The 19,781-nt window shown below is 55.1% G+C and carries 32 protein-coding genes and 1 pseudogene; all 33 read right to left on the bottom strand.

Translation table 11 applies throughout. The annotated features are described in order from the left end of the window. Nucleotides 1-92 precede the first annotated feature (92 nt). Nucleotides 93-308: a DUF1127 domain-containing protein gene (locus tag ACR0MP_RS10400; protein ID WP_170402789.1), complete on the bottom strand. Its 216-nt coding sequence runs from the start codon at nt 306-308 to the stop codon at nt 93-95. Between the two features lie 216 nt (nt 309-524). Next, the gene (locus tag ACR0MP_RS10395) at nt 525-1,394 is read right to left on the bottom strand and encodes a hypothetical protein (RefSeq protein WP_480886688.1); all 870 of its coding nucleotides are present in this window, start codon (nt 1,392-1,394) and stop codon (nt 525-527) included. Nucleotides 1,395-1,586: 192 nt separating this feature from the next. Beyond that, nucleotides 1,587-1,775 carry a 50S ribosomal protein L30 gene (gene rpmD, locus ACR0MP_RS10390; protein ID WP_170402795.1) on the bottom strand — a complete coding sequence of 63 codons (189 nt, stop codon included), beginning with the start codon at nt 1,773-1,775 and terminating at the stop codon, nt 1,587-1,589. Between the two features lie 12 nt (nt 1,776-1,787). Beyond that, nucleotides 1,788-2,357: a 30S ribosomal protein S5 gene (gene rpsE, locus ACR0MP_RS10385; RefSeq protein WP_155148691.1), complete on the bottom strand. Its 570-nt coding sequence runs from the start codon at nt 2,355-2,357 to the stop codon at nt 1,788-1,790. Nucleotides 2,358-2,473: 116 nt separating this feature from the next. Next, on the bottom strand, nt 2,474-2,833 hold the full coding sequence (rplR, locus tag ACR0MP_RS10380) for a 50S ribosomal protein L18 (protein WP_170392895.1): 360 nt from the start codon (nt 2,831-2,833) through the stop codon (nt 2,474-2,476). 11 nt (nt 2,834-2,844) lie between these two features. Next, nucleotides 2,845-3,378: a 50S ribosomal protein L6 gene (gene rplF / locus ACR0MP_RS10375; RefSeq protein ID WP_170392896.1), complete on the bottom strand. Its 534-nt coding sequence runs from the start codon at nt 3,376-3,378 to the stop codon at nt 2,845-2,847. Between the two features lie 11 nt (nt 3,379-3,389). Then, on the bottom strand, nt 3,390-3,782 hold the full coding sequence (gene rpsH / locus ACR0MP_RS10370; protein WP_010437099.1) for a 30S ribosomal protein S8: 393 nt from the start codon (nt 3,780-3,782) through the stop codon (nt 3,390-3,392). A gap of 13 nt (nt 3,783-3,795) precedes the next feature. After that, the gene (rpsN, locus tag ACR0MP_RS10365) at nt 3,796-4,101 is read right to left on the bottom strand and encodes a 30S ribosomal protein S14 (protein ID WP_010437098.1); all 306 of its coding nucleotides are present in this window, start codon (nt 4,099-4,101) and stop codon (nt 3,796-3,798) included. A gap of 19 nt (nt 4,102-4,120) precedes the next feature. Then, nucleotides 4,121-4,681, bottom strand: coding sequence for a 50S ribosomal protein L5 (rplE, locus tag ACR0MP_RS10360; RefSeq protein ID WP_170392897.1), 561 nt, complete (start codon nt 4,679-4,681; stop codon nt 4,121-4,123). Next, complete coding sequence (rplX, locus tag ACR0MP_RS10355; RefSeq protein WP_010437096.1) at nt 4,674-4,985, bottom strand: 50S ribosomal protein L24; 312 nt, start codon at nt 4,983-4,985, stop codon at nt 4,674-4,676. Before rplX ends, rplE begins: the two co-directional genes overlap by 8 nt. A 2-nt stretch (nt 4,986-4,987) precedes the next feature. Then, the gene (gene rplN, locus ACR0MP_RS10350; protein ID WP_008757934.1) at nt 4,988-5,356 is read right to left on the bottom strand and encodes a 50S ribosomal protein L14; all 369 of its coding nucleotides are present in this window, start codon (nt 5,354-5,356) and stop codon (nt 4,988-4,990) included. Between the two features lie 75 nt (nt 5,357-5,431). Beyond that, a complete protein-coding gene (rpsQ, locus tag ACR0MP_RS10345; protein ID WP_170402798.1) occupies nt 5,432-5,662 on the bottom strand; it encodes a 30S ribosomal protein S17 in 231 nt (76 codons plus the stop codon). Between the two features lie 4 nt (nt 5,663-5,666). Continuing rightward, complete coding sequence (gene rpmC, locus ACR0MP_RS10340; RefSeq protein WP_010437082.1) at nt 5,667-5,873, bottom strand: 50S ribosomal protein L29; 207 nt, start codon at nt 5,871-5,873, stop codon at nt 5,667-5,669. Between the two features lie 272 nt (nt 5,874-6,145). Next, complete coding sequence (locus ACR0MP_RS10335; RefSeq protein WP_170402801.1) at nt 6,146-6,928, bottom strand: SDR family NAD(P)-dependent oxidoreductase; 783 nt, start codon at nt 6,926-6,928, stop codon at nt 6,146-6,148. 54 nt (nt 6,929-6,982) lie between these two features. Next, entirely contained in the window at nt 6,983-7,603 is a 621-nt protein-coding gene (locus ACR0MP_RS10330) for a 2OG-Fe(II) oxygenase family protein (RefSeq protein WP_170402804.1), read from the bottom strand. Between the two features lie 40 nt (nt 7,604-7,643). Then, nucleotides 7,644-8,192 carry an amino acid synthesis family protein gene (locus ACR0MP_RS10325; RefSeq protein WP_170402807.1) on the bottom strand — a complete coding sequence of 183 codons (549 nt, stop codon included), beginning with the start codon at nt 8,190-8,192 and terminating at the stop codon, nt 7,644-7,646. Between the two features lie 160 nt (nt 8,193-8,352). Continuing rightward, nucleotides 8,353-8,766, bottom strand: coding sequence for a 50S ribosomal protein L16 (gene rplP, locus ACR0MP_RS10320; protein ID WP_039538270.1), 414 nt, complete (start codon nt 8,764-8,766; stop codon nt 8,353-8,355). Nucleotides 8,767-8,778: 12 nt separating this feature from the next. Beyond that, nucleotides 8,779-9,489, bottom strand: a complete 711-nt coding sequence (gene rpsC, locus ACR0MP_RS10315; protein ID WP_008758042.1) for a 30S ribosomal protein S3 — start codon at nt 9,487-9,489, stop codon at nt 8,779-8,781. Continuing rightward, nucleotides 9,489-9,869 (bottom strand): 50S ribosomal protein L22, encoded by a 381-nt coding sequence (gene rplV, locus ACR0MP_RS10310; RefSeq protein ID WP_039538267.1) that lies wholly within the window; start codon nt 9,867-9,869, stop codon nt 9,489-9,491. The genes rpsC and rplV overlap by 1 nt, the downstream gene beginning before the upstream one ends. A gap of 3 nt (nt 9,870-9,872) precedes the next feature. Beyond that, nucleotides 9,873-10,151 (bottom strand): 30S ribosomal protein S19, encoded by a 279-nt coding sequence (gene rpsS, locus ACR0MP_RS10305; protein ID WP_010437056.1) that lies wholly within the window; start codon nt 10,149-10,151, stop codon nt 9,873-9,875. Between the two features lie 3 nt (nt 10,152-10,154). Beyond that, nucleotides 10,155-10,997: a 50S ribosomal protein L2 gene (gene rplB / locus ACR0MP_RS10300; RefSeq protein WP_008757664.1), complete on the bottom strand. Its 843-nt coding sequence runs from the start codon at nt 10,995-10,997 to the stop codon at nt 10,155-10,157. 236 nt (nt 10,998-11,233) lie between these two features. Next, nucleotides 11,234-11,782, bottom strand: a complete 549-nt coding sequence (locus tag ACR0MP_RS10295; RefSeq protein WP_170402810.1) for a hypothetical protein — start codon at nt 11,780-11,782, stop codon at nt 11,234-11,236. Next, nucleotides 11,782-12,687: a hypothetical protein gene (locus tag ACR0MP_RS10290; protein ID WP_170737463.1), complete on the bottom strand. Its 906-nt coding sequence runs from the start codon at nt 12,685-12,687 to the stop codon at nt 11,782-11,784. Before ACR0MP_RS10290 ends, ACR0MP_RS10295 begins: the two co-directional genes overlap by 1 nt. A 165-nt stretch (nt 12,688-12,852) precedes the next feature. Further along, nucleotides 12,853-12,930: pseudogene (locus tag ACR0MP_RS10285) on the bottom strand (50S ribosomal protein L23); the annotation flags it as partial. 23 nt (nt 12,931-12,953) lie between these two features. Next, nucleotides 12,954-13,988, bottom strand: coding sequence for a fatty acid desaturase (locus ACR0MP_RS10280; RefSeq protein ID WP_170402816.1), 1,035 nt, complete (start codon nt 13,986-13,988; stop codon nt 12,954-12,956). Between the two features lie 251 nt (nt 13,989-14,239). Continuing rightward, on the bottom strand, nt 14,240-14,872 hold the full coding sequence (locus ACR0MP_RS10275; RefSeq protein WP_170737458.1) for a hypothetical protein: 633 nt from the start codon (nt 14,870-14,872) through the stop codon (nt 14,240-14,242). Further along, the gene (locus tag ACR0MP_RS10270) at nt 14,869-15,165 is read right to left on the bottom strand and encodes a 50S ribosomal protein L23 (RefSeq protein ID WP_008757532.1); all 297 of its coding nucleotides are present in this window, start codon (nt 15,163-15,165) and stop codon (nt 14,869-14,871) included. Before ACR0MP_RS10270 ends, ACR0MP_RS10275 begins: the two co-directional genes overlap by 4 nt. Next, complete coding sequence (gene rplD, locus ACR0MP_RS10265) at nt 15,162-15,779, bottom strand: 50S ribosomal protein L4 (RefSeq protein ID WP_010437039.1); 618 nt, start codon at nt 15,777-15,779, stop codon at nt 15,162-15,164. The genes ACR0MP_RS10270 and rplD overlap by 4 nt, the downstream gene beginning before the upstream one ends. Beyond that, nucleotides 15,776-16,501: a 50S ribosomal protein L3 gene (rplC, locus tag ACR0MP_RS10260; RefSeq protein ID WP_039538255.1), complete on the bottom strand. Its 726-nt coding sequence runs from the start codon at nt 16,499-16,501 to the stop codon at nt 15,776-15,778. Before rplC ends, rplD begins: the two co-directional genes overlap by 4 nt. Before the next feature lie 18 nt (nt 16,502-16,519). Beyond that, complete coding sequence (rpsJ, locus tag ACR0MP_RS10255; RefSeq protein WP_008756422.1) at nt 16,520-16,834, bottom strand: 30S ribosomal protein S10; 315 nt, start codon at nt 16,832-16,834, stop codon at nt 16,520-16,522. Nucleotides 16,835-16,985: 151 nt separating this feature from the next. Beyond that, nucleotides 16,986-17,465 (bottom strand): hypothetical protein, encoded by a 480-nt coding sequence (locus tag ACR0MP_RS10250; RefSeq protein WP_170402823.1) that lies wholly within the window; start codon nt 17,463-17,465, stop codon nt 16,986-16,988. Between the two features lie 275 nt (nt 17,466-17,740). After that, nucleotides 17,741-19,453: an amidohydrolase gene (locus tag ACR0MP_RS10245; RefSeq protein WP_480886685.1), complete on the bottom strand. Its 1,713-nt coding sequence runs from the start codon at nt 19,451-19,453 to the stop codon at nt 17,741-17,743. A gap of 238 nt (nt 19,454-19,691) precedes the next feature. Further along, nucleotides 19,692-19,781 (bottom strand): EF-Tu C-terminal domain-related protein (locus ACR0MP_RS10240; protein ID WP_211330766.1); only part of this gene is annotated, 90 nt, incomplete at its 5' end.

The following is a 19,781-nucleotide window of genomic DNA, read 5'->3' as shown; positions in this document are numbered from 1 at the left end:
GTGCCCTGCGTTGCAAGGTTTGATCCATCACAATTGCCAAAACCAAAAAAGGCGCCAGATTGGCGCCTCTTCAACGGTGAGTGGTTCAGGTGTTACGCGCAATATGCGTGGTCGCGTGCAATATCTGCGATATCACAACGGCGAACGCCGATATCGTCCAGCTCGCGATTGCTCAGGCTTTGCAGTTCGCGATAGGTGCGGCTGTATTCTGCAGCCCGAGCGCGGTTTTCTTTTACGCGCTCAACAAAGCTCGCAATACGAGCACTCAGGTTGAAACCGCCATGTGTCAGTGTTGCTGTATGTGCCATATCTAATTTCCTTTCTGTTCCGAGGCGTATTCCCCGGGCGTTTCCATTTGTTCCTTTGTGGACAAGGCTCAGATAGGAGTGTTCGATATCGCTAACAACGCGCGTTTTGGTCTAGCCGATATGCGGTGGGGGAATGGCAAGCGGGAGTACGCAGGCTACTCTGAATGCAACGTATGTCCACTTTGCGGACAAAACCGACCTTGACTCCGTCGGATTTCACACGTCTTGATTTTTTAGGCACCTAATCACTGAGGCTTCAAGTAGTTCGCGATTCAACGGCATACTTTCGGCAGATGTGCCTAAGAGGACAAAAGCCGTCTTCCAAGTCGCATCGCAAAACCCGGATGCATTCATCCATGCAACAAAGGCAGCGAACCGCATTCCATTGAGTTGTATCTCGTCAGGTTCATAGCTCGTTTCAATCGGAAACAATTCCAAGTTCGGCGGTTGGCCTTGGGCGACGTCCAGAGCAAGCTGTAGCCCAACGCCATCAATCGTATCGTTGATATCACCATCTTTCGTTTCCGAAATCAGATATTCCAAAAACTCTTGAAGTGTTTCCTCTTTGGATTCTGGGCTCTCAAGCAGCTTTGTAAAAGTAAGCAGTCTTCTTTGTTGGTATCCGTCCGGCTCAAGACGTTGTGCGAAGGTGCGAAGTAGTTCGGAATCTCCGACTGCAATCGGCATATAGTATTGGCTTATTAGTGAGTTAGGTGTTGCGGCAAGTAATTCCAGCGCTTTCTCGACGCACCCGTTCAGCCAGTAAGCTGCGATGATCCTGCTTTGGTCTCTGGGGTTTGAGCGGGAAAAATCAATGAGTTGAATGACATCGTAAAGCGACCCGTCTTGTAGTTTCTTTCTTAGTGCCCCTTTATCGCCATCGAACTGCAACAAAGCCGTACGCATCAAAAGACGCTGTAACCCATCCCGCTGTTCGTGGGCGGGTTCTTTAGACATAAGCAACATATTCAAGCTGGCCCGCCTAACGTCTTGCTCCGTGCCATCGCCCAAACCGCCCAAAAATGACTGTGTAAGAGGTTCGTCATGCCATGTTGGCGTATCAAAGCATTCCGCAAACGCGGGCATGGTGGAGCACGTTGTTCCTAGAGCCACCAATAGGGTTCGAAAATTCATAGCGATATCATCCCGAATAAGTTTACCCCTATTACCAATGCGGAGGTTGGTACGCTATGGGCTCAAAGCGGACAAACACAATCGCAAACACGAAAAAAGCCCCCGAAACTTCGGGGGCCTTTCAATTCGCGAAAGAGACTGCGCTTAGCCGCGCTCTTCGATGATCTCAACCAGATGCGGGATCTTGTTGACCATACCGCGGACCGAAGGTGTGTCTTCCAGTTCACGGGTTTTGTTCATCTTGTTCAGGCCCAGGCCGATCAGGGTTGCGCGCTGTTCGGCGGGGCGGCGGATCGGGGAGCCGATCTGCTTGACGACGATGGTTTTTGCCATGGGTCGCTCTCCTTATGCTTCTGCTTCAGCAGCAGCGGGTGCTTCGTCCCGCTTGGGCAGGATGTCCGCAACCTTTTTGCCACGACGTGCGGCAACCGAACGCGGGCTCTGCTCTTTCTGCAGGCCGTTGATGGTGGCGCGGATCATGTTGTACGGGTTCTGCGAGCCCAGCGACTTGGACACAACGTCCTTAACGCCCAGCATTTCGAACACAGCACGCATCGGACCACCGGCGATGATACCGGTACCTTCAGGTGCGGTGCGCATAACCACTTTACCAGCGCCGTGACGCCCCTCGATATCGTGGTGCAGAGTACGACCTTCGCGCAGTTGCACGCGGATCATCTGACGCTTGGCTTGTTCAGTCGCCTTACGGATGGCTTCAGGTACTTCTTTCGCTTTACCTTTGCCAAAGCCGACGCGGCCTTTCTGATCGCCGACAACCACCAGAGCGGCGAAGCCAAAGCGCTTACCACCTTTTACGGTTTTCGACACGCGGTTGATTGCGACCAGACGATCTGCAAATTCCGGCGCTTCTTCACGATCGCGGCCACGGCCCCGACGGTTTTCACGTTCTGCCATTTGGCATCCCTTTTCTCATGTGGCGCATGCGGCGCCGTTTAGTTCAATCCAAGTGAGCCCCGACTGTCGCCGAGGCCCCCGGATCATCGGGGCAGCCGCAAAGCTGCCCGCAAGTCTTAGATCTTCAGACCACCTTCACGCGCGGCGTCGGCCAGAGCCTTCACCTTGCCGTGGAACAGGAAGCCGCCACGATCGAAATAGGCCTCTTCGACGCCTGCCTTTTTGGCGCGCTCGGCGATGGCCGCGCCCACTTTGGTGGCCGCTTCGACGTTGTTCTTGCCCACAACGCCCAGATCCTTTTCCAGGGTCGAGGCTGCGGCCAGGGTCACGCCACGTACGTCGTCGATCAGCTGAACAGAGATGTTCTTGTTCGAACGGTGTACGGACAGACGGGGACGACCCGCGTTGACCTTGCGAAGTTTGTTCCGAACGCGCAGGCGGCGCTTCAGAAACAGGGTTCTTTTGCTGTTTGCCATTGTCTGCGTCCTTACTTCTTCTTGCCTTCCTTGCGGAAGATGAACTCGCCCTTATAGCGGATGCCCTTGCCTTTGTACGGCTCGGGACGGCGCCATTCGCGGATTTTGGCCGCGACTTCGCCCACCTGCTGCTGGTCGATACCTTCCACAACGATCTCGGTCTGCTTCGGCGCGGTGATGGTGACACCTTCCGGAGCAGTGAAATCAACATCGTGGCTGTAGCCTAGGTTCAGCTTCAGGGTATTACCCTGCATCTGAGCCCGGTAACCAACACCCTGGATCTCCAGCTCTTTTTTGAAGCCGTTTGTTACGCCTTCAACAAGATTAGCGACCATGGTGCGGCTCATGCCCCACTGCTGTCGCGCACGCTTGGACATGCCACGGGGATCGATCTTGACCACGTTGTCTTCAACCGACAACGTAACGTCGTCGGTGGCGGTGAAGCTACGAGTGCCTTTCGGACCTTTCACTTCGATGGTCTGACCCGACACAGAGGCGGTAACGCCGCTGGGCAGCTCGACCGGTTTTTTACCAATACGAGACATTGCAGACCTCCTTAGAAGACGGTGCAGAGCACTTCGCCGCCAACATTGTTGGAGCGAGCGTTTGCGTCCGACATCACACCTTTCGGAGTGCTGACAATCGACACGCCCAGACCCTGACGGACCTGCGGGATGTCATTGACGCCCATGTAGACGCGACGGCCAGGCTTGGAAACCCGCTTGAGTTCGCGAATAACAGGGGTGCCTTCGTAGTATTTCAGGCTGATTTCGATGGCCGGATGACCGTTTTCACCGGTCGTCGCTTCGTAGCCACGGATGTAACCTTCGTCCGCCAGCACGTCCAGAACCCAGCCGCGCAGCTTGGAAGCCGGGGTGGAAACGGTGGACTTGCCGCGCATTTGCGCGTTGCGGATACGGGTGAGCATATCGCCGATAGGATCATTCATATCTATGTCTCCCTTACCAGCTCGATTTCACCATGCCGGGGATCTGACCAGCAGAACCCAGCTCGCGCAGCGCGATACGGCTGACCTTCAGCTTACGGTAGTAAGCGTGGGGACGACCGGTCAGCTGACAACGGTTGTGCAGACGGGTAGCCGAGCTGTTGCGCGGCAGTTTCGCCAGTTTCAGACGCGCTTTGAAACGCTCTTCCATCGGCTTGCTCTCGTCATTCGCGATTTCTTTCAGCTCGGCACGCTTTGCGGCATATTTGGCCACCAGGCGTTCGCGCTTCTTCTCGCGTTCGATCATTGCTTTTTTAGCCATGTCTCAATCCTCCCGGCGCTTACGCGTTGAACGGCATGTTGAATGCTTTCAACAATGCCTTTGCTTCAGCGTCGGTTTTCGCTGTGGTGGCAATTACGATATCCAGGCCCCAGACTTCATCGACCTTGTCGAAATCAATCTCAGGGAACACGATGTGCTCTTTCATGCCCATGGCAAAGTTGCCACGACCATCGAAAGACGGCTTCACACCGCGGAAGTCACGAACGCGAGGCATCGCGATGGTGATCAGACGATCCAGGAATTCGTACATCCGGTCGCCGCGCAGGGTCACTTTCGCACCCAGCGGCATGTCTTCACGGACGCGGAAACCCGCGATCGACTTCTTCGCCTTGGTTGCAACGGCCTTCTGGCCAGCAATCGCAGTCAGATCCTCGACAGCAGCTTTCGCTTTTTTCGAGTCTTTGACGGCCTCAGCACCACAACCGATGTTCAGAACGATTTTTTCCAGCTTGGGCAGCTGCATGTCGTTCTTGTAGCCGAACTCTTCTTTCAGAGCGGCACGGATGGTTTCGGCGTACTGAGCTTTCAGACGCGGGGTGTAGGTTGCGTTATCAAGCATCGATCACGTCCCCTGTGGTCTTGGCGAAGCGCACCTTCTTGTCGCCTTCCATGCGGAAGCCAACGCGGGTTGCTTTGCCGTTTTTGTCCAGCAGTGCCAGGTTCGACAACTCGATCGGGTTTGCCTGAGGCAGGCGACCACCTTGCGAGGTTTGCGACTGACGGGTGTGGCGAATGGCGATGTTGATGCCATCGACAACAGCTTTACCGGCTTTCGGGTCAACCGAGGTGATAGTTCCCTCTTTGCCCTTGTCCTTGCCGGCCAGCACGACGACCTTGTCGCCTTTGCGGAGTTTAGCAGCCATGATTACAGCACCTCCGGAGCCAGCGAGATGATTTTCATGAAGTTCTTGCCGCGCAGTTCACGAACAACGGGGCCAAAGATACGGGTACCTACGGGCTCGTTGTTGTTGTTCAGGATGACGGCGGCGTTGCGATCGAAACGGATCGCGGTGCCGTCTTCACGACGGACTTCCTTGGCGGTGCGTACGACGACGGCCTTGCGGACGTCCCCTTTCTTCACGCGGCCGCGCGGGATGGCTTCCTTCACCGAGACGACTATGATGTCGCCTACGGAGGCGTATTTACGCTTGGAACCACCCAGGACCTTGATGCACTGAACTCGGCGTGCGCCGGAGTTGTCAGCGACATCCAGATTGGTCTGCATCTGGATCATGTGGTTTCTCCCGACCTGTGGGGGCTGGTCTCGTTAAATCCCCCAGGGTTTCGACAAATGAAAAGTCCTGGGGGCTTACGCCTCCAGAACCTCCCAACGTTTCGTCTTCGATTTCGGCGCGCATTCGATGATGCGTACGGTGTCGCCGACCTTGAAGGCGTTCTTTTCATCGTGAGCCCGGTATTTCTTGGACTTACGGATGGTTTTCTTCAGAACCGGATGCGTAAAGCGGCGCTCGACGGATACGGTTATGGTCTGTTCGTTGGCGTCGCTGGTCACGGTGCCTTGCAGGATACGCTTGGGCATCTGATTACTCCTCGGATGCCGCAGCAGCGGCCTTTTCGTTCAGAATGGTTTTGACACGGGCAGCATTGCGGCGGGCCGCTTTGATGCCGGCTGTGTTTTCCAGCTGACCGGTTGCCTGTTGAAAGCGCAGGTTAAAGCTTTCTTTCTTCAGGTTGGCCAGTTCCTCGCGGAGCTGGTCCGGGGTCTTGTCACGCAGTTCTTGGGCGTTCATCGCCTTTTTCCTTTGCTCAAAACACCAGAAGGCCCCCTTACAGGGTCACCTTTGACCTGGTGGATGAATGATAGACATACGAATCGCCCGACAACGCCGGGAGATCGCAGGATGCCGCCGTATAAGGGTTTGGGGGGTGGGTGGCAAGGGAAAGTTTCAAACCGTATTCGGGCAGATGAAACTACCTGTTTCCAAATTACCGCCGCCCTCTGAAACCGGGCAGCAGATCACTACTGCGACCTTTCTGGATCCCGACAAACGCGGCCAAGTGCTCAGGCACCTTTCTCCTGCATTTTCCGAACCATTTTCAGGCGCGCGCGTCGCGGCAGCAACGGCATGACCCAACCCAGCACAAACGCGAGCGACTTATCGTTGATCATCGTGAGCTTCCCATCGATCATGGCGTCGTAGCCCACTTTGGCCACGGCCTCAGCGGTCGCCCCTTTTTGGGCAACAAGCTTCGTGCCCTCAAGATTTGCAGCAGCAGCAAATTCGGTCACGACATAGCCTGGCTCCAGCGCCGTCACAGTGACGCCCTTACCTTTCAGCTCCTCCGCGAGCGCCTGACTGAAACTCGAAACATAGGCCTTGGTGGCAAAATAGGTCGCCTGCAATGGACCCGGCATATGTGCCGCAGTCGAACTGACATTCAGTATCTTTCCGCCACCGCCACTGATCATATCCCTGCCGAACAGATGACACAGAGAGACAAGGGCTTCGACGTTCAGCCGGATCATATCCAGATCGTCCGAAAGGCGGCGATCCAAAAAAGCCCCATGCCCTCCGAATCCAGCATTGTTGATCAGGTAGTCGACCGTCAGGTCTTTGCTCTTGACGGCCTCATAAAGTTTTTCCGCGCCTCCAACAGCACCCAGATCAAGCGGAATGGCAGTGACAGTAACATCGTGGGCTGCCTCAAGCTCTGATCTGAGGGCATCTAACGCATCTCCGCGTCGCGCACTGATGATCAGATTGCCGCCTCGCGACGCATGATAACGTGCCAATTCCCTACCAATTCCGGATGATGCGCCTGTGACGAGAGCTGTTTTGGTCATAGTATCCTCCGACGAAGTAACTGGAGCGCTTTCACCTTGACGCTTTAAGACGCTTCATTCCCATTTATAGTTGAAGCTAACAGAAATCCGCTCGTCCTCGGCCATATTAATCGGCACCTCGTGGCGCAGCCAGCTTTCCCACAGCAGGACGTCGCCCACCTGTGGCTTCATGTAGATGAAAGGCTGTAATTCCCGACGCCCGCCTTTCAGCCTCGTCGGGGCGGCCATCATAAGGCCCGAACGTGGGTCTTCCAGTTTCAGTGCACTGGCCCCTTCCGGCATGGACACATAGGTTGTGCCCGAAATGACACTGTGAGGGTGCAGGTGACTGGCATGCATTCCGCCCTCGGGCAGGATATTGATCCACAGATCCTCAAGCTTCAACGCGCGGTCGTCCAGATCAAACTCCAAATCCTTGGCGAAAGCCGCGACGTGCTGATCCAGCACTTTGACAAGATCGGCAAATATCGGAAATCGCCAAGGCAAATCGGTCAGCGAAGCATAACTGGTGTAGCCGGGGTATGCGTTCGCTTCACACCAGTCCTGCCCGGCCTCATCATCTTCAGCAATGACGAAGCATGAACTTTCCAATTCCTCCGCGTCGATCCTGGGATCGAACTCGGACAGGGCTGCGCGATAGAGTCGTGTGACGAAGAGTGATTCAATTTGTGCCATGGGCCGGGCATACCCCAGCCCTCTCAGCAAGACCAGCCGCTTAGGTCTTGATGGGCCCTTTGCCACAGCGCGGTATCGGGCGACCTCCGTCGGCATAGGCGAGGCAAAGCACGATCTCATCCGGTTTCGGCGCATCTGGGATGTTCAGCGTCATAGTGTCGAAATGATCGAACGACCACGGATTGTCCTTGTGCCCCAGCGGAAGATCAATCGCGCAACCTGGCGCGCCCAGCTTGGCGTTGGACGGTATCACCGCCTCACCTCCGCCCACCGCAGCGCGCATGGGCGCACCGAGTTTGGGGTGGATCACCGCCCCGCCCTGCTCAAGATCGCCGTTCATGCCGACAATCGCGGCTTTGCCGTACGAAACCGGCGGCCCATCAAGTTGAGAAACTGCCTCAGCGGCGAGTTCCGAACCCAGAATGGCGCCGATCTCGAACAACTCTGAAAGATCGTCCGAAAATTGCCCGGCCAGAGGGTTCTGCATCACCGCCATCGCTGCGACTCGACTGATCGGATCACAAGGTTGGCCCAACTGGTCGGTGGTTATGACTTCCTTAATGAGCATCTTTTTGCGTAGCTGAACCATAGGACCCTCCCATTCCTGCAAGCTAGCCTAGGGGTGCGGCGGAGGGAGGTCGACGTTTTTCACGATCCACGAAGCACGGGTTACCGAACCAAAAGAAAACCCCCGCCGGTTTCCCGACGAGGGTCATTCTTGTAACGAGTGGGGTCAAAGCCCCAATCGCTTACCAGTCTTCGCGGACCACAACGCGGGTCTTGATCGGCAGCTTCATCGCGGCCAGGCGCAGGGCCTCGCGGGCGATGTCGTCATTGACGCCGTCAATTTCGAACATCACACGACCGGGCTTTACTTTCGCTGCCCAGAAGTCAACGGAGCCTTTACCTTTACCCATACGGACTTCGGTTGGCTTCGAGGTCACGGGAGTATCCGGGAAGATCCGGATCCAGACGCGGCCTTGACGTTTCATGTGACGGGTCATGGCACGACGTGCAGCTTCGATCTGACGCGCGGTGACGCGCTCGGGCTGCAGTGCTTTCAGACCGTAGGTGCCAAAGTTCAGATCGGAACCGCCTTTGGCGAGCCCCTTGATCCGGCCTTTGTGCATCTTGCGGAATTTAGTACGCTTTGGTTGAAGCATATCTTTCCCTCCTTAGCGACGACCGCCACCAGCACCACGAGGTGCAGGGCCGTCCTGGAGTTCCTGTGCTTTACGGTCACGTGCCTGCGGATCGTGCTCCATGATCTCACCTTTGAAGATCCAGACCTTGATCCCGATGATCCCGTAGGGAGTCATCGCTTCGGCATGTGCGTAATCGATGTCGGCACGCAGGGTGTGCAGAGGCACGCGGCCTTCGCGGTACCACTCGGTCCGAGCGATTTCGGCGCCGCCCAGACGACCAGCGACGTTCACCCGGATACCCAGGGCGCCCATGCGCATGGCGTTTTGAACCGACCGCTTCATCGCGCGGCGGAACGAGACGCGGCGCTCCAGCTGCTGAGCGATGGACTCAGCAACCAGCTGCGCGTCAAGCTCGGGCTTGCGCACTTCGACGATGTTCAGGTGCAATTCGCTGTCGGTCATGCGAGCAAGCTTTTTGCGCAGAACTTCAATGTCTGCACCTTTCTTGCCGATAATGACACCGGGACGTGCAGTGTGGATCGTAACGCGGCACTTCTTGTGCGGACGTTCGATGATCACACGGGCAACACCGGCCTGCTTGCACTCTTTGTTGATGAACTCACGGATTTTGAGGTCTTCCAGCAGAAGATCACCGTAGTCCTTGGTGTCGGCGTACCAGCGGCTGTCCCAGGTACGGTTGACCTGAAGGCGCATGCCGATCGGATTGACTTTATGTCCCATTAGGCTTGCTCCTCAACTTGACGCACCTTGATGGTGATCTCCGAGAACGGCTTCATGATCTTGCCGAAACGGCCACGGGCACGCGGACGACCGCGCTTCATGACCAGGTTCTTGCCAACCCAGGCTTCGGCGACGATCAGTTCGTCGACATCCAGGTTGTGGTTGTTCTCGGCGTTGGCGATTGCAGACTGCAGGCACTTCTTGACGTCCTGCGCGACACGCTTGTTCGAGAAAGTCAGGTCGGTCAGAGCCTTCTCAACTTTCTTGCCGCGGATCATCTGCGCAACCAGGTTCAGTTTCTGCGGGCTAGTACGGAGCATGCGCGTTTTCGCCATTGCTTCGTTTTCAGCCACGCGGCGGGGGTTCTTTTCCTTGCCCATGACTTACTTCCGCTTCGCTTTTTTGTCAGCGGCGTGACCGTAATAGGTACGAGTCGGCGAGTATTCACCGAACTTCTGACCGATCATGTCTTCCGAGACGTTGACGGGGATATGCTTATGGCCGTTGTACACACCAAAGGTCAGACCCACGAACTGGGGCAGAATGGTGGAACGACGCGACCAAATCTTGATGACTTCGTTGCGGCCCGACTCGCGCGCTGCTTCGGCTTTTTTCAGCACGTAAGCATCGACGAAAGGACCCTTCCAAACAGAGCGAGACATAGATTAACGTCCCTTCTTCTTGGCGTGCCGCGAGCGGATGATCAGCTTCTGGGACGCTTTGTTCTTGTTGCGGGTACGCTTACCCTTGGTGTCCTTACCCCACGGGGTAACCGGCGTACGGCCACCCGAGGTACGACCTTCACCACCACCGTGCGGGTGGTCGATCGGGTTCATTGCAACACCACGAACCGACGGGCGAACGCCCTTGTGGCGCATACGACCGGCTTTACCGAGGTTTTGGTTGCTGTTGTCGGGGTTGGACACGGCACCAACGGTGGCCATGCATTCCTGACGGACCATGCGCAGCTCGCCCGAGCTCAGACGGATCTGAGCGTAGCCGCCATCGCGACCAACGAACTGAGCGTATGTACCGGCCGCACGTGCGATCTGACCGCCTTTACCAGGCTTCATCTCGATGTTGTGGACGATGGTACCGATGGGCATGCCCGAGAACGGCATTGCGTTGCCCGGCTTGATGTCGGCCTTGGCGGATGCCACGACTTTGTCACCAACAGCCAGACGCTGCGGAGCCAGGATATATGCCTGCTCGCCGTCTTCGTATTTTACCAGTGCGATGAATGCGGTCCGGTTCGGGTCATATTCGATCCGCTCGACGGTTGCCGCGACATCAAATTTGTTCCGTTTGAAGTCAACGATCCGGTAGAGACGCTTTGCGCCACCGCCGCGGCGGCGTGAAGTGATCCGTCCGGTGTTGTTCCGGCCGCCCGATTTGGTCAAACCCTCAGTGAGAGACTTGACCGGACGTCCTTTCCAAAGCTCCGAACGGTCGATCAGCACCAGCCCGCGCTGGCCCGGCGTCGTCGGCTTGTACGACTTGAGTGCCATGCTTTCTGTCTTCCGTTTAGCAAGTGCAGGGAGTTTCCCCACTATGTGATAGGCCCCCGTAGGTGCCAAGGGTATAGGGCCCCGAAGGTCCCCGGTTACAAATATCAGAGGCCCCGGAACGAATCCGAGGCCGCAAGATTGGGAGCGTGTAACAGGGTTGGGGGTGGGTGTCTATAGGTAGCGACTCATCTTTCACCAGAAATCAAAGCCTACTCGTAAAACGATTAATACGTCTTTCAGTCGTGGGTTCCTTCAAAACGCAGTGGCTTGGAATACTCCGAGTCAAAAACCTCATGGGCACGCTTGAGGACCATCGCCACTGTCAAAAGAAAATGTGAGTAGATTCCAATTAATAATCCGGCTTCCACGCTGCATGGAACTGGCGCAGCAAAGAAAACTAAGAATGTCGTAACGGCCACGCATGAAAGCAATATCAAATAGGAAACGTTCGCGTTGACCTCTCTCAGCAACTCACGCGCATTCTGAGCCTCCACCTGCGCATCAGCCTCTAAGATCGCATCGCCAGTCGCTTTTCTATCTGCGCGAAAAACACCGTACATCGCAACTTGAGCACTAAACAAAAGCGCCGAGAAAATAGAGAAAACGGAGATCGAGACGCTATATACTTCATCAGACAAACGCGCGCCGAAATACCATGCGATCAAACCAAGTAACGCGGGAATGGCAAAGAAGATCGTTAAATCAAGCTTGCTAACTTCGTTAGCACCGACATTACGCAGCGTTGCAATATGAGCATTGACGATGGCTCCAACCGAAATCTTCATTACAACATCCCATATTCTGCGCGAAAGTCAGTAATGACATTTGTCGCGACTTCCGAAATAGAGTCGAAAGAAGGATGCTGATCCTCATCCAAATCAACGTCTTCGGTGATGTCGATGACACCTGCGTTGTTTGAAGGACCAACAATACCAACTTTTCGATAGGTTTTTCCGATGCTGATCAGAGCGCTTGCTTCCTCAAACTCGATACCCTCAAACAAAAACGCCGTACCCCCTTGAGCCGCGCGAATTTGTGGGGCTACATCGGAGTACGTTCCGAACAATCCTGACCTGCCCGCAGAGAACGAAAGCTCAACATTGAGTTCTTCTGGAGGCAAGTTTCTCAAAATCTCAGCCCTGTCTTTTGGCACCCTCTTTTTCGATAATATAAGCTTCTTGACTGGAGAGTTTCGATACGCGTCATCGGAGGTCGGCATTACCTTTCTCGTTGTCAACCTAAGATGCTCAAATCTGTCGCTGAAATCCTTAGTTAGATCACCCAATACCTGAGACACACATGAACGCTCTCGAAAGGACTGGAGCGCTGCAAATCCATAGTTTCCAAAATCAGGAACCCAGAACTGATAATATAGCGGAATCTCTTCAACGTCCCCGGCAGTTCGGTCGTAGAGAACTTCGCTATTCGCAGGATTAACTATCTTGGAGCTAAATCCATAGGTGCCGTAATGAACAAGTCCATGACGACTACGCCCTTGATCTTCTTCCGGTTCCAAGCGCCAGCTTCTCTCAATGTTGTTATTTTGGAGGGTTGTGAACTTAGAAGCAACAAACTGCGGAAGAAATTCATGTAACTCCGATCCAGTCCCAGCATCAGAAAACGGAACCGACTGGTAGTTGTCTTTTCGACTAAGCATCAATTGATAAACATAAAGACCAATTTTGCTCATAGGGCCCTCTCAACAAATTTAATATCAAGACTTGATAACTCTTAGGTCGAGATACGCAATACTTCCTCAACCTAAAGGAAAATTCGTCACACCCATTCTGCCCGTAGTTAACAAAAAACCCCCGCTTTCGCGGGGGCTTCTATCTCTCTCCAAAGACAGGTCCGATCAAAGACCAGTGGATACGTCGATGGTGTTAACCTCTTCCAGGGTCACATATGCTTTTTTGACGTCTATCCGACGGCCCTACTGGCTGCAGAACCTGCCTCTCACCCATAAAGCGCGCGCGCCTCGGCGAAGGATAACAGGCGACGACTTTGCTCATCCCACAGATGCAGCCGCGCATTGGCGAGGCTCTCGCGGATGGTCATCTGATTGCTGTTGGCCAGTTCGTCGTGATCCCGCAGCACCTCGGTCAGGCGGTAGAACGGAATGCGGCTGTACAGATGGTGCACGTGGTGGATGCCGATATTGGCGCTGAACCACTGCAACACGGACGGCAGAATATAGTGCGAGCTACCGTGAAGGGCCGCCTCATGCAGTTGCCAATCGTCGTCCGAATCCCAATGCGTTTCTTCGAATTGGTGCTGTACATAAAACAGCCATACTCCGGCAGTTGCCGCAATCAGGGTTGATGGCAGAAAGATCAGCAAGACCGGCATTATGCCGCCAAAGTAGTAGACGGCCAGAAGAGCGGCCAGGATGGCAACATTGGTGCCCATCGCGCTGACCCAGAACCTCACACTGCCCGTCAAACCCAGCGGGAGGCGGTTCTGGAACAGGAACAAATAACCGGGGCCAAGCACGAACAGAGTAATGGGATTTCGGTAAACGCGATACCAGAACCGGTTCATGGGAGACTTGGATTGGTACTCAGCCACTGTCAGCGTGTGGATATCCCCCATTCCCCGCTTGTCCAAGTTACCCGAACTGTTGTGATGGTAAGAATGAGTGCGGCGCCAGACATCATAGGGTGTTAGGGTCAGCACCCCGATCACCCGTCCAACCCAGTCGCTGACTGTCCGGTTCTTGAAGAACGCCCCGTGCCCGCAATCGTGTTGGATCGCAAACAGGCGCAGCAGGAAGGCCGCATTCAGGACCGCAATGGCAAATGCCAGCCAGTAGCTGATGGATAATGCCATCCAGGACAGCGCCCAAAGCACAAAGAATGGGATAATGCTGACACCCAGCTCAAAGGAACTGCGCCATTGATTAGGTTCGCGGTATTTGGCAAGCGTCGAAACCCAATCCCGCGCGGCAGTTCTATCCGGGTTTTCCCGGGTCGAGAGAGAGGTTTCGGTCATGCGCCTGCCATGTCTTTTGCTTGTTGGAAGCCGGATAGACTACCCGCGCGACATAGCAAGCGAATTGTGCAAAATATGAGAGTTTAGTGCTCAAAATTTTGTGTCGCCGCGTAAGAACAACCCCCATGAGCACGCCACTTACCTCTCCCCAAAGACGCGTCCAATCACGGACCGCCGGATATATCGATGTGTGGCCTCTCTTCCAGGGTTGCACGTGCTTCTGACGCGTTTCTGATGAGTCAACGAAACTCTTAGCCCAACGACCGCCTTCTGCAGAGCGGCTCAGACTCTACCGCGATACGTTGCTTGAGTTGGATATGACCCAAAACCTTGCGAAATGCGCGGTGCTTGGGTTTGCCTTCCAGATAATCCGCCAGTTTGAGCAGGTTGATCGGGTGCTTCGTAATTAACGTCTCGATCCGCTGCACCGCTTCGTCCAGCACGTAGTGATCCACATACTGGCAGGCCACCTGTGTAGGCGTCAGGAGACAGTAATCCTGCGGGCGTTTCTCAGTATAGCGCGTGATGTCGAAGGGCGACGCACCGAGGGCGTGGAACTTGGGGATGTGCACACGCATCTCGGCCTCGACGTGTTCCAACACCGTACCCGAGGTCTGGCGAAACCCCAGCGGACCAAGCTTATCGACCACATGATTGCGCATCGCCGGAGAGATCATGTCCACATCCGCCCGGTCGTATTTCAGATCGTCGAAAACCGACAAAAGCCCCAGCTTTTCATCGGCGATCTGAAAATAGGGCTCGGCGCTGAAGGCCCGCATCTTCTCCAACACCTGCGCACGCGCAGTTTCAGGGTCTAAAACGAAATCGGCCCCGGCGGGTTGAACCGCCGGGGCCGTGAATAGTCGCAGTAAGCGTCGGATCAAAGACCGGTGCTCACGTCGATTGTGTTACCCTCTTCCAGGGTCACATATGCTTTTTTGACGTCTTTCCGACGGCCCAGCTGGCCGCGGAACCGCTTGACCTTGCCTTTGGTCACGGTGGTGTTCACCGCTTTGACCTTCACACCAAACAGAGCCTCAACGGCCTCTTTGATCTGCGGCTTGTTGCTATCGATCGCCACTTCAAAGACAACTGCGCCGTTTTCGGACGCCATGGTCGACTTTTCAGTGATGATCGGCTTGCGGATCACGTCGTAGTGTTCTGCCTTCGCGCTCATTTCAGACGAGCCTCCAGTGCTTCGACAGCCGCTTTGGTGAGCACCAGGGTGTCACGCTTGAGGATGTCATAGACGTTTGCGCCCATCGACGGCAGGATATCCAGACCTTCGATGTTCTTGGACGCTTTCAGGAACCCTTCGTTCACGGTCGCGCCGTCGATGACCAGAGCACGTTTCCAGCCCAGGTTTGCAACCTGTTTGGCCAGAGCGGCGGTCTTGCCTTCGGCTTCGGCGTTCTCGATCACGACCAGTTCACCTGCCTTGGCTTTGGCCGACAGAGCGTGGCGCAGGCCAAGCTTGCGGAACTTCTTTGGCAGGTCATGACCATGCGAACGCACGACGGGGCCTTTGTAGATACCACCACCACGGAAGATCGGCGCATTACGGTCACCATGGCGTGCACCACCGGTGCCCTTCTGGCGATAGATCTTCTTGGTCGAATAGCTGGTTTCCGAGCGGGTCTTGACCTTGTGGGTGCCGGCCTGCGCATTGTTGCGCTGCCAACGGACCACACGGTGCAGGATGTCCGCGCGCGGCTCGAGACCGAACAGGTCTGCATCCAGCTCGATGTTGCCGGCTTTGCCGCCGTCCAGTTTGATTACATCAAGTTTCATGCTTCACCACCTTCCGCGGGAGCTTCTTCCGCAGGTGCTTCAGTTGCAGCACCTTTTACGGCTGCCGGGAAAGGCAGACCTTCGGGTGCTTTCTTCTTGACGGCGTCCTTGACGGTGACCCAGCCCGATTTCGGTCCGGGAACGGCGCCTTTGATGAAGACCAGGTTCCGGTCGGCGTCGGTTTTGACAACTTCCAGGTTCTGGGTGGTAACACGGGCAGCACCCATGTGACCGGCCATCTTCTTGCCTTTGAACACCTTGCCCGGGTCCTGACACTGACCTGTCGAACCGTGCGAACGGTGGCTGATCGAAACACCGTGCGAGGCGCGCAGACCACCAAAGTTCCAACGCTTCATTGCACCGGCAAAGCCTTTACCGATCGAGGTGCCTGAAACGTCAACTTTCTGACCTTCCAGGAAGTGTTCTGCCGAAATCTCGGCGCCCACATCGATCAGGCCATCTTCGGAGACGCGGAACTCGGCCAGCTTACGCTTGGGCTCGACCTTGGCAGCGGCATAGTGACCGCGCATGGCCTTCGAGGTGCGTTTTGCTTTGGCAGCACCGGCGCCCAGCTGAACGGCAGTGTAGCCGTCTTTGTCAGCGGTGCGCTGTGCAACGACCTGCAGGTTGTCCAGGTGGAGAACGGTCACAGGGATCTGCTTGCCGTCTTCCATGAACAGGCGGGTCATGCCAACTTTTTTTGCGATAATACCAGAGCGCATAATCTATACCCTCCGATCTTACGACTGCAGCTTGATCTCGACGTCCACACCAGCAGCGAGGTCGAGCTTCATCAGCGCGTCAACGGTCTGGGGGGTCGGATCAACGATGTCCAAGAGACGCTTGTGCGTGCGGATCTCGAACTGGTCGCGGGATTTCTTGTCAACGTGAGGGCCACGGAGAACCGTGAACTTCTCAATCTTGTTCGGCAGCGGGATCGGGCCGCGCACGTTCGCGCCGGTCCGCTTGGCAGTGTTGACGATCTCTTGCGTGCTGGCATCCAGAACGCGATAGTCAAATGCCTTCAGCCGAATACGGATGTTTTGGCTTTGCATAGATACAGCCTTTTATCAGGCGTTGAGGTTGAGAGGAGGACAGACGCGCATCGCCAACCCTCTTCGAACCCAAAAGGCGGGAATCATCCCGCCTTGATGTTCTTGATGAGAACTCGCGCGTATTAGTGGGGTTGGTGGGATTTGGCAAGGCCTATTTGATTGGACTTTCACCTGAAGTGTGCTTCTTAATCTGCTCTTCAGTGATGAGTTCTTCCGCAAGCGCACTCGCGAGACTATCAGCCACCCTCCAGCACTGAAAAAGCTCTTCATGCAACTCTTCTAAGTCAGCGACCATATCATCCCGCCCCACTTCGGACTGAATCTTAAAGTTATGACGCTCAAAAAACCCGTGAAAAAGTTTGTTTCTTGCGACCAAGCCTCGTTTGAACTGTTTGATGATTAGATCGTCTTCAAACCGCAATTCTTGTTTTAGCATTTCCAGGACTCTGCCCAACGTGCTGCATTCAATAACTTCTAGAGCCCTTGCGGCCGCATTTGGGTCCTGTTCGCTGTACCAATTGTTGTTATGTCCCTTGCTCGCCAACACAACAGTTCCGAGCGCAGTCTCGAATAGCTGTGCCGCTTCCGCAGTAATTCCGAACTTTGCATAAAGCTGATCTCTACTCGCCATACAAAAATCTATTTCAACTTCAGAAGCTGATTACAAGAAAAAGGCCGCCCCGAGGGACGGCCTTCTTGATTTCCTCACTGAGTTGCTCTCGGCAGATTTTTCCATGGAAAATCGCCTGCCGCAACCAGGTGCGACAAGCGCGCCTTTCTCGATGATTTTCGATACTACACCGGCGCAGACCGTTTTCCATCGCGATCGGTGCCATTAGCTCAACGCCGAACGATACGCATGTCCACCTCGGCTCCATTTTCGGTCTGTTTCAATCAAAACTTAACCTAATTCCTCACTAACCAAGGATCTTCTACCTTCATGCCTTGATAAACCGCGTGCAGGAAAAGATGAGCAATCACAGGGTCATTTGAAAATGGCGAGAATTGCAAATTGCCCTCTCTGACGCCCTCCTCAGCTTCATAGACAACCTCATCCCCTTTGACAGTCACCAGCACCTCAAGTTCAGCCAGAGTCTCCGGATCGACTGCCGTGGGATCATCCGACAGGATCACAAAATCCGCCACTTTGCCGACCTCAATCGAGCCCTTCTCATCTTCCTCAAAATGCTGCCATGCAGGCCAGATCGTCATTGCCTTCAATGCCGTCATGACATCGACCCTCTGATACGGCCCCAGAATGTCACCTGACCGCGTGCGACGCGTGACCGTAGCCGCAAGAACACGCATGCTATCTGGAAAGGCCACCGGCGCATCGTGATGCGTGCCGAACATCATGTCACGTTCGCGTAGCCATCCTGTAGGAGAGATATTGTCTGCATTGACCGGCCCAACAGTATGATCTCGGTGCCAATCGCCCCAATAAAACGTATGCATCGGGAATAACGACGGAAACACACCAAGGCGCTTAAAACTGGCAACCTGATCCTCTCTTAGAAACTGACCGTGCACCAGAACGGGCCGGTTGCCAGGGTCGCCATACTTGATCTGCGCCTCTTCGAGCGCAGCAATCAGCATGTCAGATGCTCCTTCGCCGTTGGAATGCACAAGGATCTGGAAATCATTCTCGTAACACCAGTTCACAGCGTCCTGGAGTTGTTCCATGGTTATGGCGGCATAACCTGCGTACCCCGCGGCATAGTTTCCAACCGGATCATAGTAGGGTCGATCCCGCAAAGCCGTGAAGCCCTGCGGCGAACCGTCAATTGTCAGCTTGCAGCCCCCTATCCGAACCCGGTTGTCATAATCCGCCGAGGTGTTTGCTCCGATATACTCCCTCGACTCGAGAACATCCGGAAACGCTACAACGTCGATAGGAAGCCCTTCTTCTGCGGCAACTTTCTTAAGAACTTCGACGATTTCACCTGAAGATCGACCTTCTTGTCCGGTCGTATATCCAAACTTTGCCCAGAGTTCGGTCCCAGCTCGGGCAAATGCTGCCAGACCTTCCTCACCCAAATTCCCCAGCATCGGCACGAGAACCGAAAAGAACGCGTACTCCTCCAGAACACCGTTTGGCTCTCCGGCCTCATCGCGTTGGATCACCCCGCCCGGAGGTGCTTCGGAAGCCGCCGTTATACCAGCCAATTCCAATGCTTTCGAGTTTGCGACACCTATATGCCCAGACTGATGAATAATGACGACCGGCAAGTCCTCAGACACAATGTCCAACTCTTGTCGTGTTGGGTGACGGAGTTCCTTTAACTGAGCATTGTCGTAACCAAAGCCGATGATCATTTTGACCTGCTCAACGGCTTGCGCATTCTCCTCGGCCCAGTCAGTCAGTGTGGATTGCAGACTGGCGATATCAATGACATCCCCGTCCGGTGGCGCAAGAAGGTTAGCGGACAGGGCTTGCAGGCCGCCCATGACGACATGTCCGTGGCTATCAACGAAACCCGGAAGCATCGCGCGCCCTTCCAGATCATAGGTTTCGGTTTCCTCACCCTGATGCACCGACAAGTCAGATAGCGACCCGACCGCAAGAATGCGCCCGTCTTTGACTGCGACAGCTTCGGCGGACGGAGCCGTATCGTTCATCGTTACAATTGGTCCGCCCAAATAGATCCGATCCGCAATCTGTTGTGAGGACGCAGAGGTAGATGAGAAAGCAACCGCTGCGACAAGACAAACTGAACGCGCCCAAAAGTGCATCTTATGACCTCTTTCTAATTGCAATGTCTCAATACGAAAGAAGTTAGCATTACTGTTGGCTTAGGCAAAAACGAAAAAGGGCGCCCCGAGGGACGCCCTTTCTTTGTATATTCGCTTACGCGAATTACTCGATGATTTTCGAGACGACGCCGGCGCCGACGGTGCGGCCGCCTTCGCGGATCGCAAAGCGCAGGCCGTCTTCCATCGCGATCGG

This window comes from Ruegeria sp. K3 (assembly GCF_056531845.1).
The sequence above is the reverse complement of the archived record's forward strand: the minus strand, read 5'-3'. Positions and strand labels throughout refer to the sequence as shown.

What these genes read in the sequence shown, in the direction of transcription:
- rplN (WP_008757934.1), bottom strand. Translation starts at nt 5,356, where the DNA reads ATGATCCAGATGCAGACCAATCTGGATGTCGCTGACAACTCCGGCGCA.
- rpmD (WP_170402795.1), bottom strand. Translation starts at nt 1,775, where the DNA reads ATGGCAAAAACCATCGTCGTCAAGCAGATCGGCTCCCCGATCCGCCGC.
- ACR0MP_RS10330 (WP_170402804.1), bottom strand. Translation starts at nt 7,603, where the DNA reads ATGGCACAAATTGAATCACTCTTCGTCACACGACTCTATCGCGCAGCC.
- rplP (WP_039538270.1), bottom strand. Translation starts at nt 8,766, where the DNA reads ATGCTTCAACCAAAGCGTACTAAATTCCGCAAGATGCACAAAGGCCGG.
- rpsQ (WP_170402798.1), bottom strand. Translation starts at nt 5,662, where the DNA reads ATGCCCAAGCGTATCCTGCAAGGCACCGTGACCAGCGACGCCAACGAA.
- ACR0MP_RS10250 (WP_170402823.1), bottom strand. Translation starts at nt 17,465, where the DNA reads ATGGCGAGTAGAGATCAGCTTTATGCAAAGTTCGGAATTACTGCGGAA.
- ACR0MP_RS10270 (WP_008757532.1), bottom strand. Translation starts at nt 15,165, where the DNA reads ATGAGCGCGAAGGCAGAACACTACGACGTGATCCGCAAGCCGATCATC.
- rpsE (WP_155148691.1), bottom strand. Translation starts at nt 2,357, where the DNA reads ATGGCAGAACGTGAAAACCGTCGGGGCCGTGGCCGCGATCGTGAAGAA.
- ACR0MP_RS10400 (WP_170402789.1), bottom strand. Translation starts at nt 308, where the DNA reads ATGGCACATACAGCAACACTGACACATGGCGGTTTCAACCTGAGTGCT.
- rplC (WP_039538255.1), bottom strand. Translation starts at nt 16,501, where the DNA reads ATGCGCTCTGGTATTATCGCAAAAAAAGTTGGCATGACCCGCCTGTTC.
- rplR (WP_170392895.1), bottom strand. Translation starts at nt 2,833, where the DNA reads ATGGCAAACAGCAAAAGAACCCTGTTTCTGAAGCGCCGCCTGCGCGTT.
- ACR0MP_RS10295 (WP_170402810.1), bottom strand. Translation starts at nt 11,782, where the DNA reads ATGAAGATTTCGGTTGGAGCCATCGTCAATGCTCATATTGCAACGCTG.
- rplE (WP_170392897.1), bottom strand. Translation starts at nt 4,681, where the DNA reads ATGCTTGATAACGCAACCTACACCCCGCGTCTGAAAGCTCAGTACGCC.
- ACR0MP_RS10280 (WP_170402816.1), bottom strand. Translation starts at nt 13,988, where the DNA reads ATGACCGAAACCTCTCTCTCGACCCGGGAAAACCCGGATAGAACTGCC.
- rpsS (WP_010437056.1), bottom strand. Translation starts at nt 10,151, where the DNA reads ATGTCTCGCTCTGTTTGGAAGGGTCCTTTCGTCGATGCTTACGTGCTG.
- rpsC (WP_008758042.1), bottom strand. Translation starts at nt 9,489, where the DNA reads ATGGGACATAAAGTCAATCCGATCGGCATGCGCCTTCAGGTCAACCGT.
- ACR0MP_RS10290 (WP_170737463.1), bottom strand. Translation starts at nt 12,687, where the DNA reads ATGAGCAAAATTGGTCTTTATGTTTATCAATTGATGCTTAGTCGAAAA.
- rplB (WP_008757664.1), bottom strand. Translation starts at nt 10,997, where the DNA reads ATGGCACTCAAGTCGTACAAGCCGACGACGCCGGGCCAGCGCGGGCTG.
- rpsN (WP_010437098.1), bottom strand. Translation starts at nt 4,101, where the DNA reads ATGGCTAAAAAAGCAATGATCGAACGCGAGAAGAAGCGCGAACGCCTG.
- ACR0MP_RS10395 (WP_480886688.1), bottom strand. Translation starts at nt 1,394, where the DNA reads ATGCCCGCGTTTGCGGAATGCTTTGATACGCCAACATGGCATGACGAA.
- rpsH (WP_010437099.1), bottom strand. Translation starts at nt 3,782, where the DNA reads ATGAATGATCCTATCGGCGATATGCTCACCCGTATCCGCAACGCGCAA.
- rplX (WP_010437096.1), bottom strand. Translation starts at nt 4,985, where the DNA reads ATGGCTGCTAAACTCCGCAAAGGCGACAAGGTCGTCGTGCTGGCCGGC.
- ACR0MP_RS10335 (WP_170402801.1), bottom strand. Translation starts at nt 6,928, where the DNA reads ATGACCAAAACAGCTCTCGTCACAGGCGCATCATCCGGAATTGGTAGG.
- rpmC (WP_010437082.1), bottom strand. Translation starts at nt 5,873, where the DNA reads ATGAACGCCCAAGAACTGCGTGACAAGACCCCGGACCAGCTCCGCGAG.
- rplD (WP_010437039.1), bottom strand. Translation starts at nt 15,779, where the DNA reads ATGAAACTTGATGTAATCAAACTGGACGGCGGCAAAGCCGGCAACATC.
- ACR0MP_RS10325 (WP_170402807.1), bottom strand. Translation starts at nt 8,192, where the DNA reads ATGGTTCAGCTACGCAAAAAGATGCTCATTAAGGAAGTCATAACCACC.
- rplV (WP_039538267.1), bottom strand. Translation starts at nt 9,869, where the DNA reads ATGGGCAAGGAAAAGAACCCCCGCCGCGTGGCTGAAAACGAAGCAATG.
- ACR0MP_RS10245 (WP_480886685.1), bottom strand. Translation starts at nt 19,453, where the DNA reads ATGAACGATACGGCTCCGTCCGCCGAAGCTGTCGCAGTCAAAGACGGG.
- rpsJ (WP_008756422.1), bottom strand. Translation starts at nt 16,834, where the DNA reads ATGCAAAGCCAAAACATCCGTATTCGGCTGAAGGCATTTGACTATCGC.
- rplF (WP_170392896.1), bottom strand. Translation starts at nt 3,378, where the DNA reads ATGTCTCGTATTGGTAAAAAACCGGTCGAGCTGCCCAGCGGCGTTACC.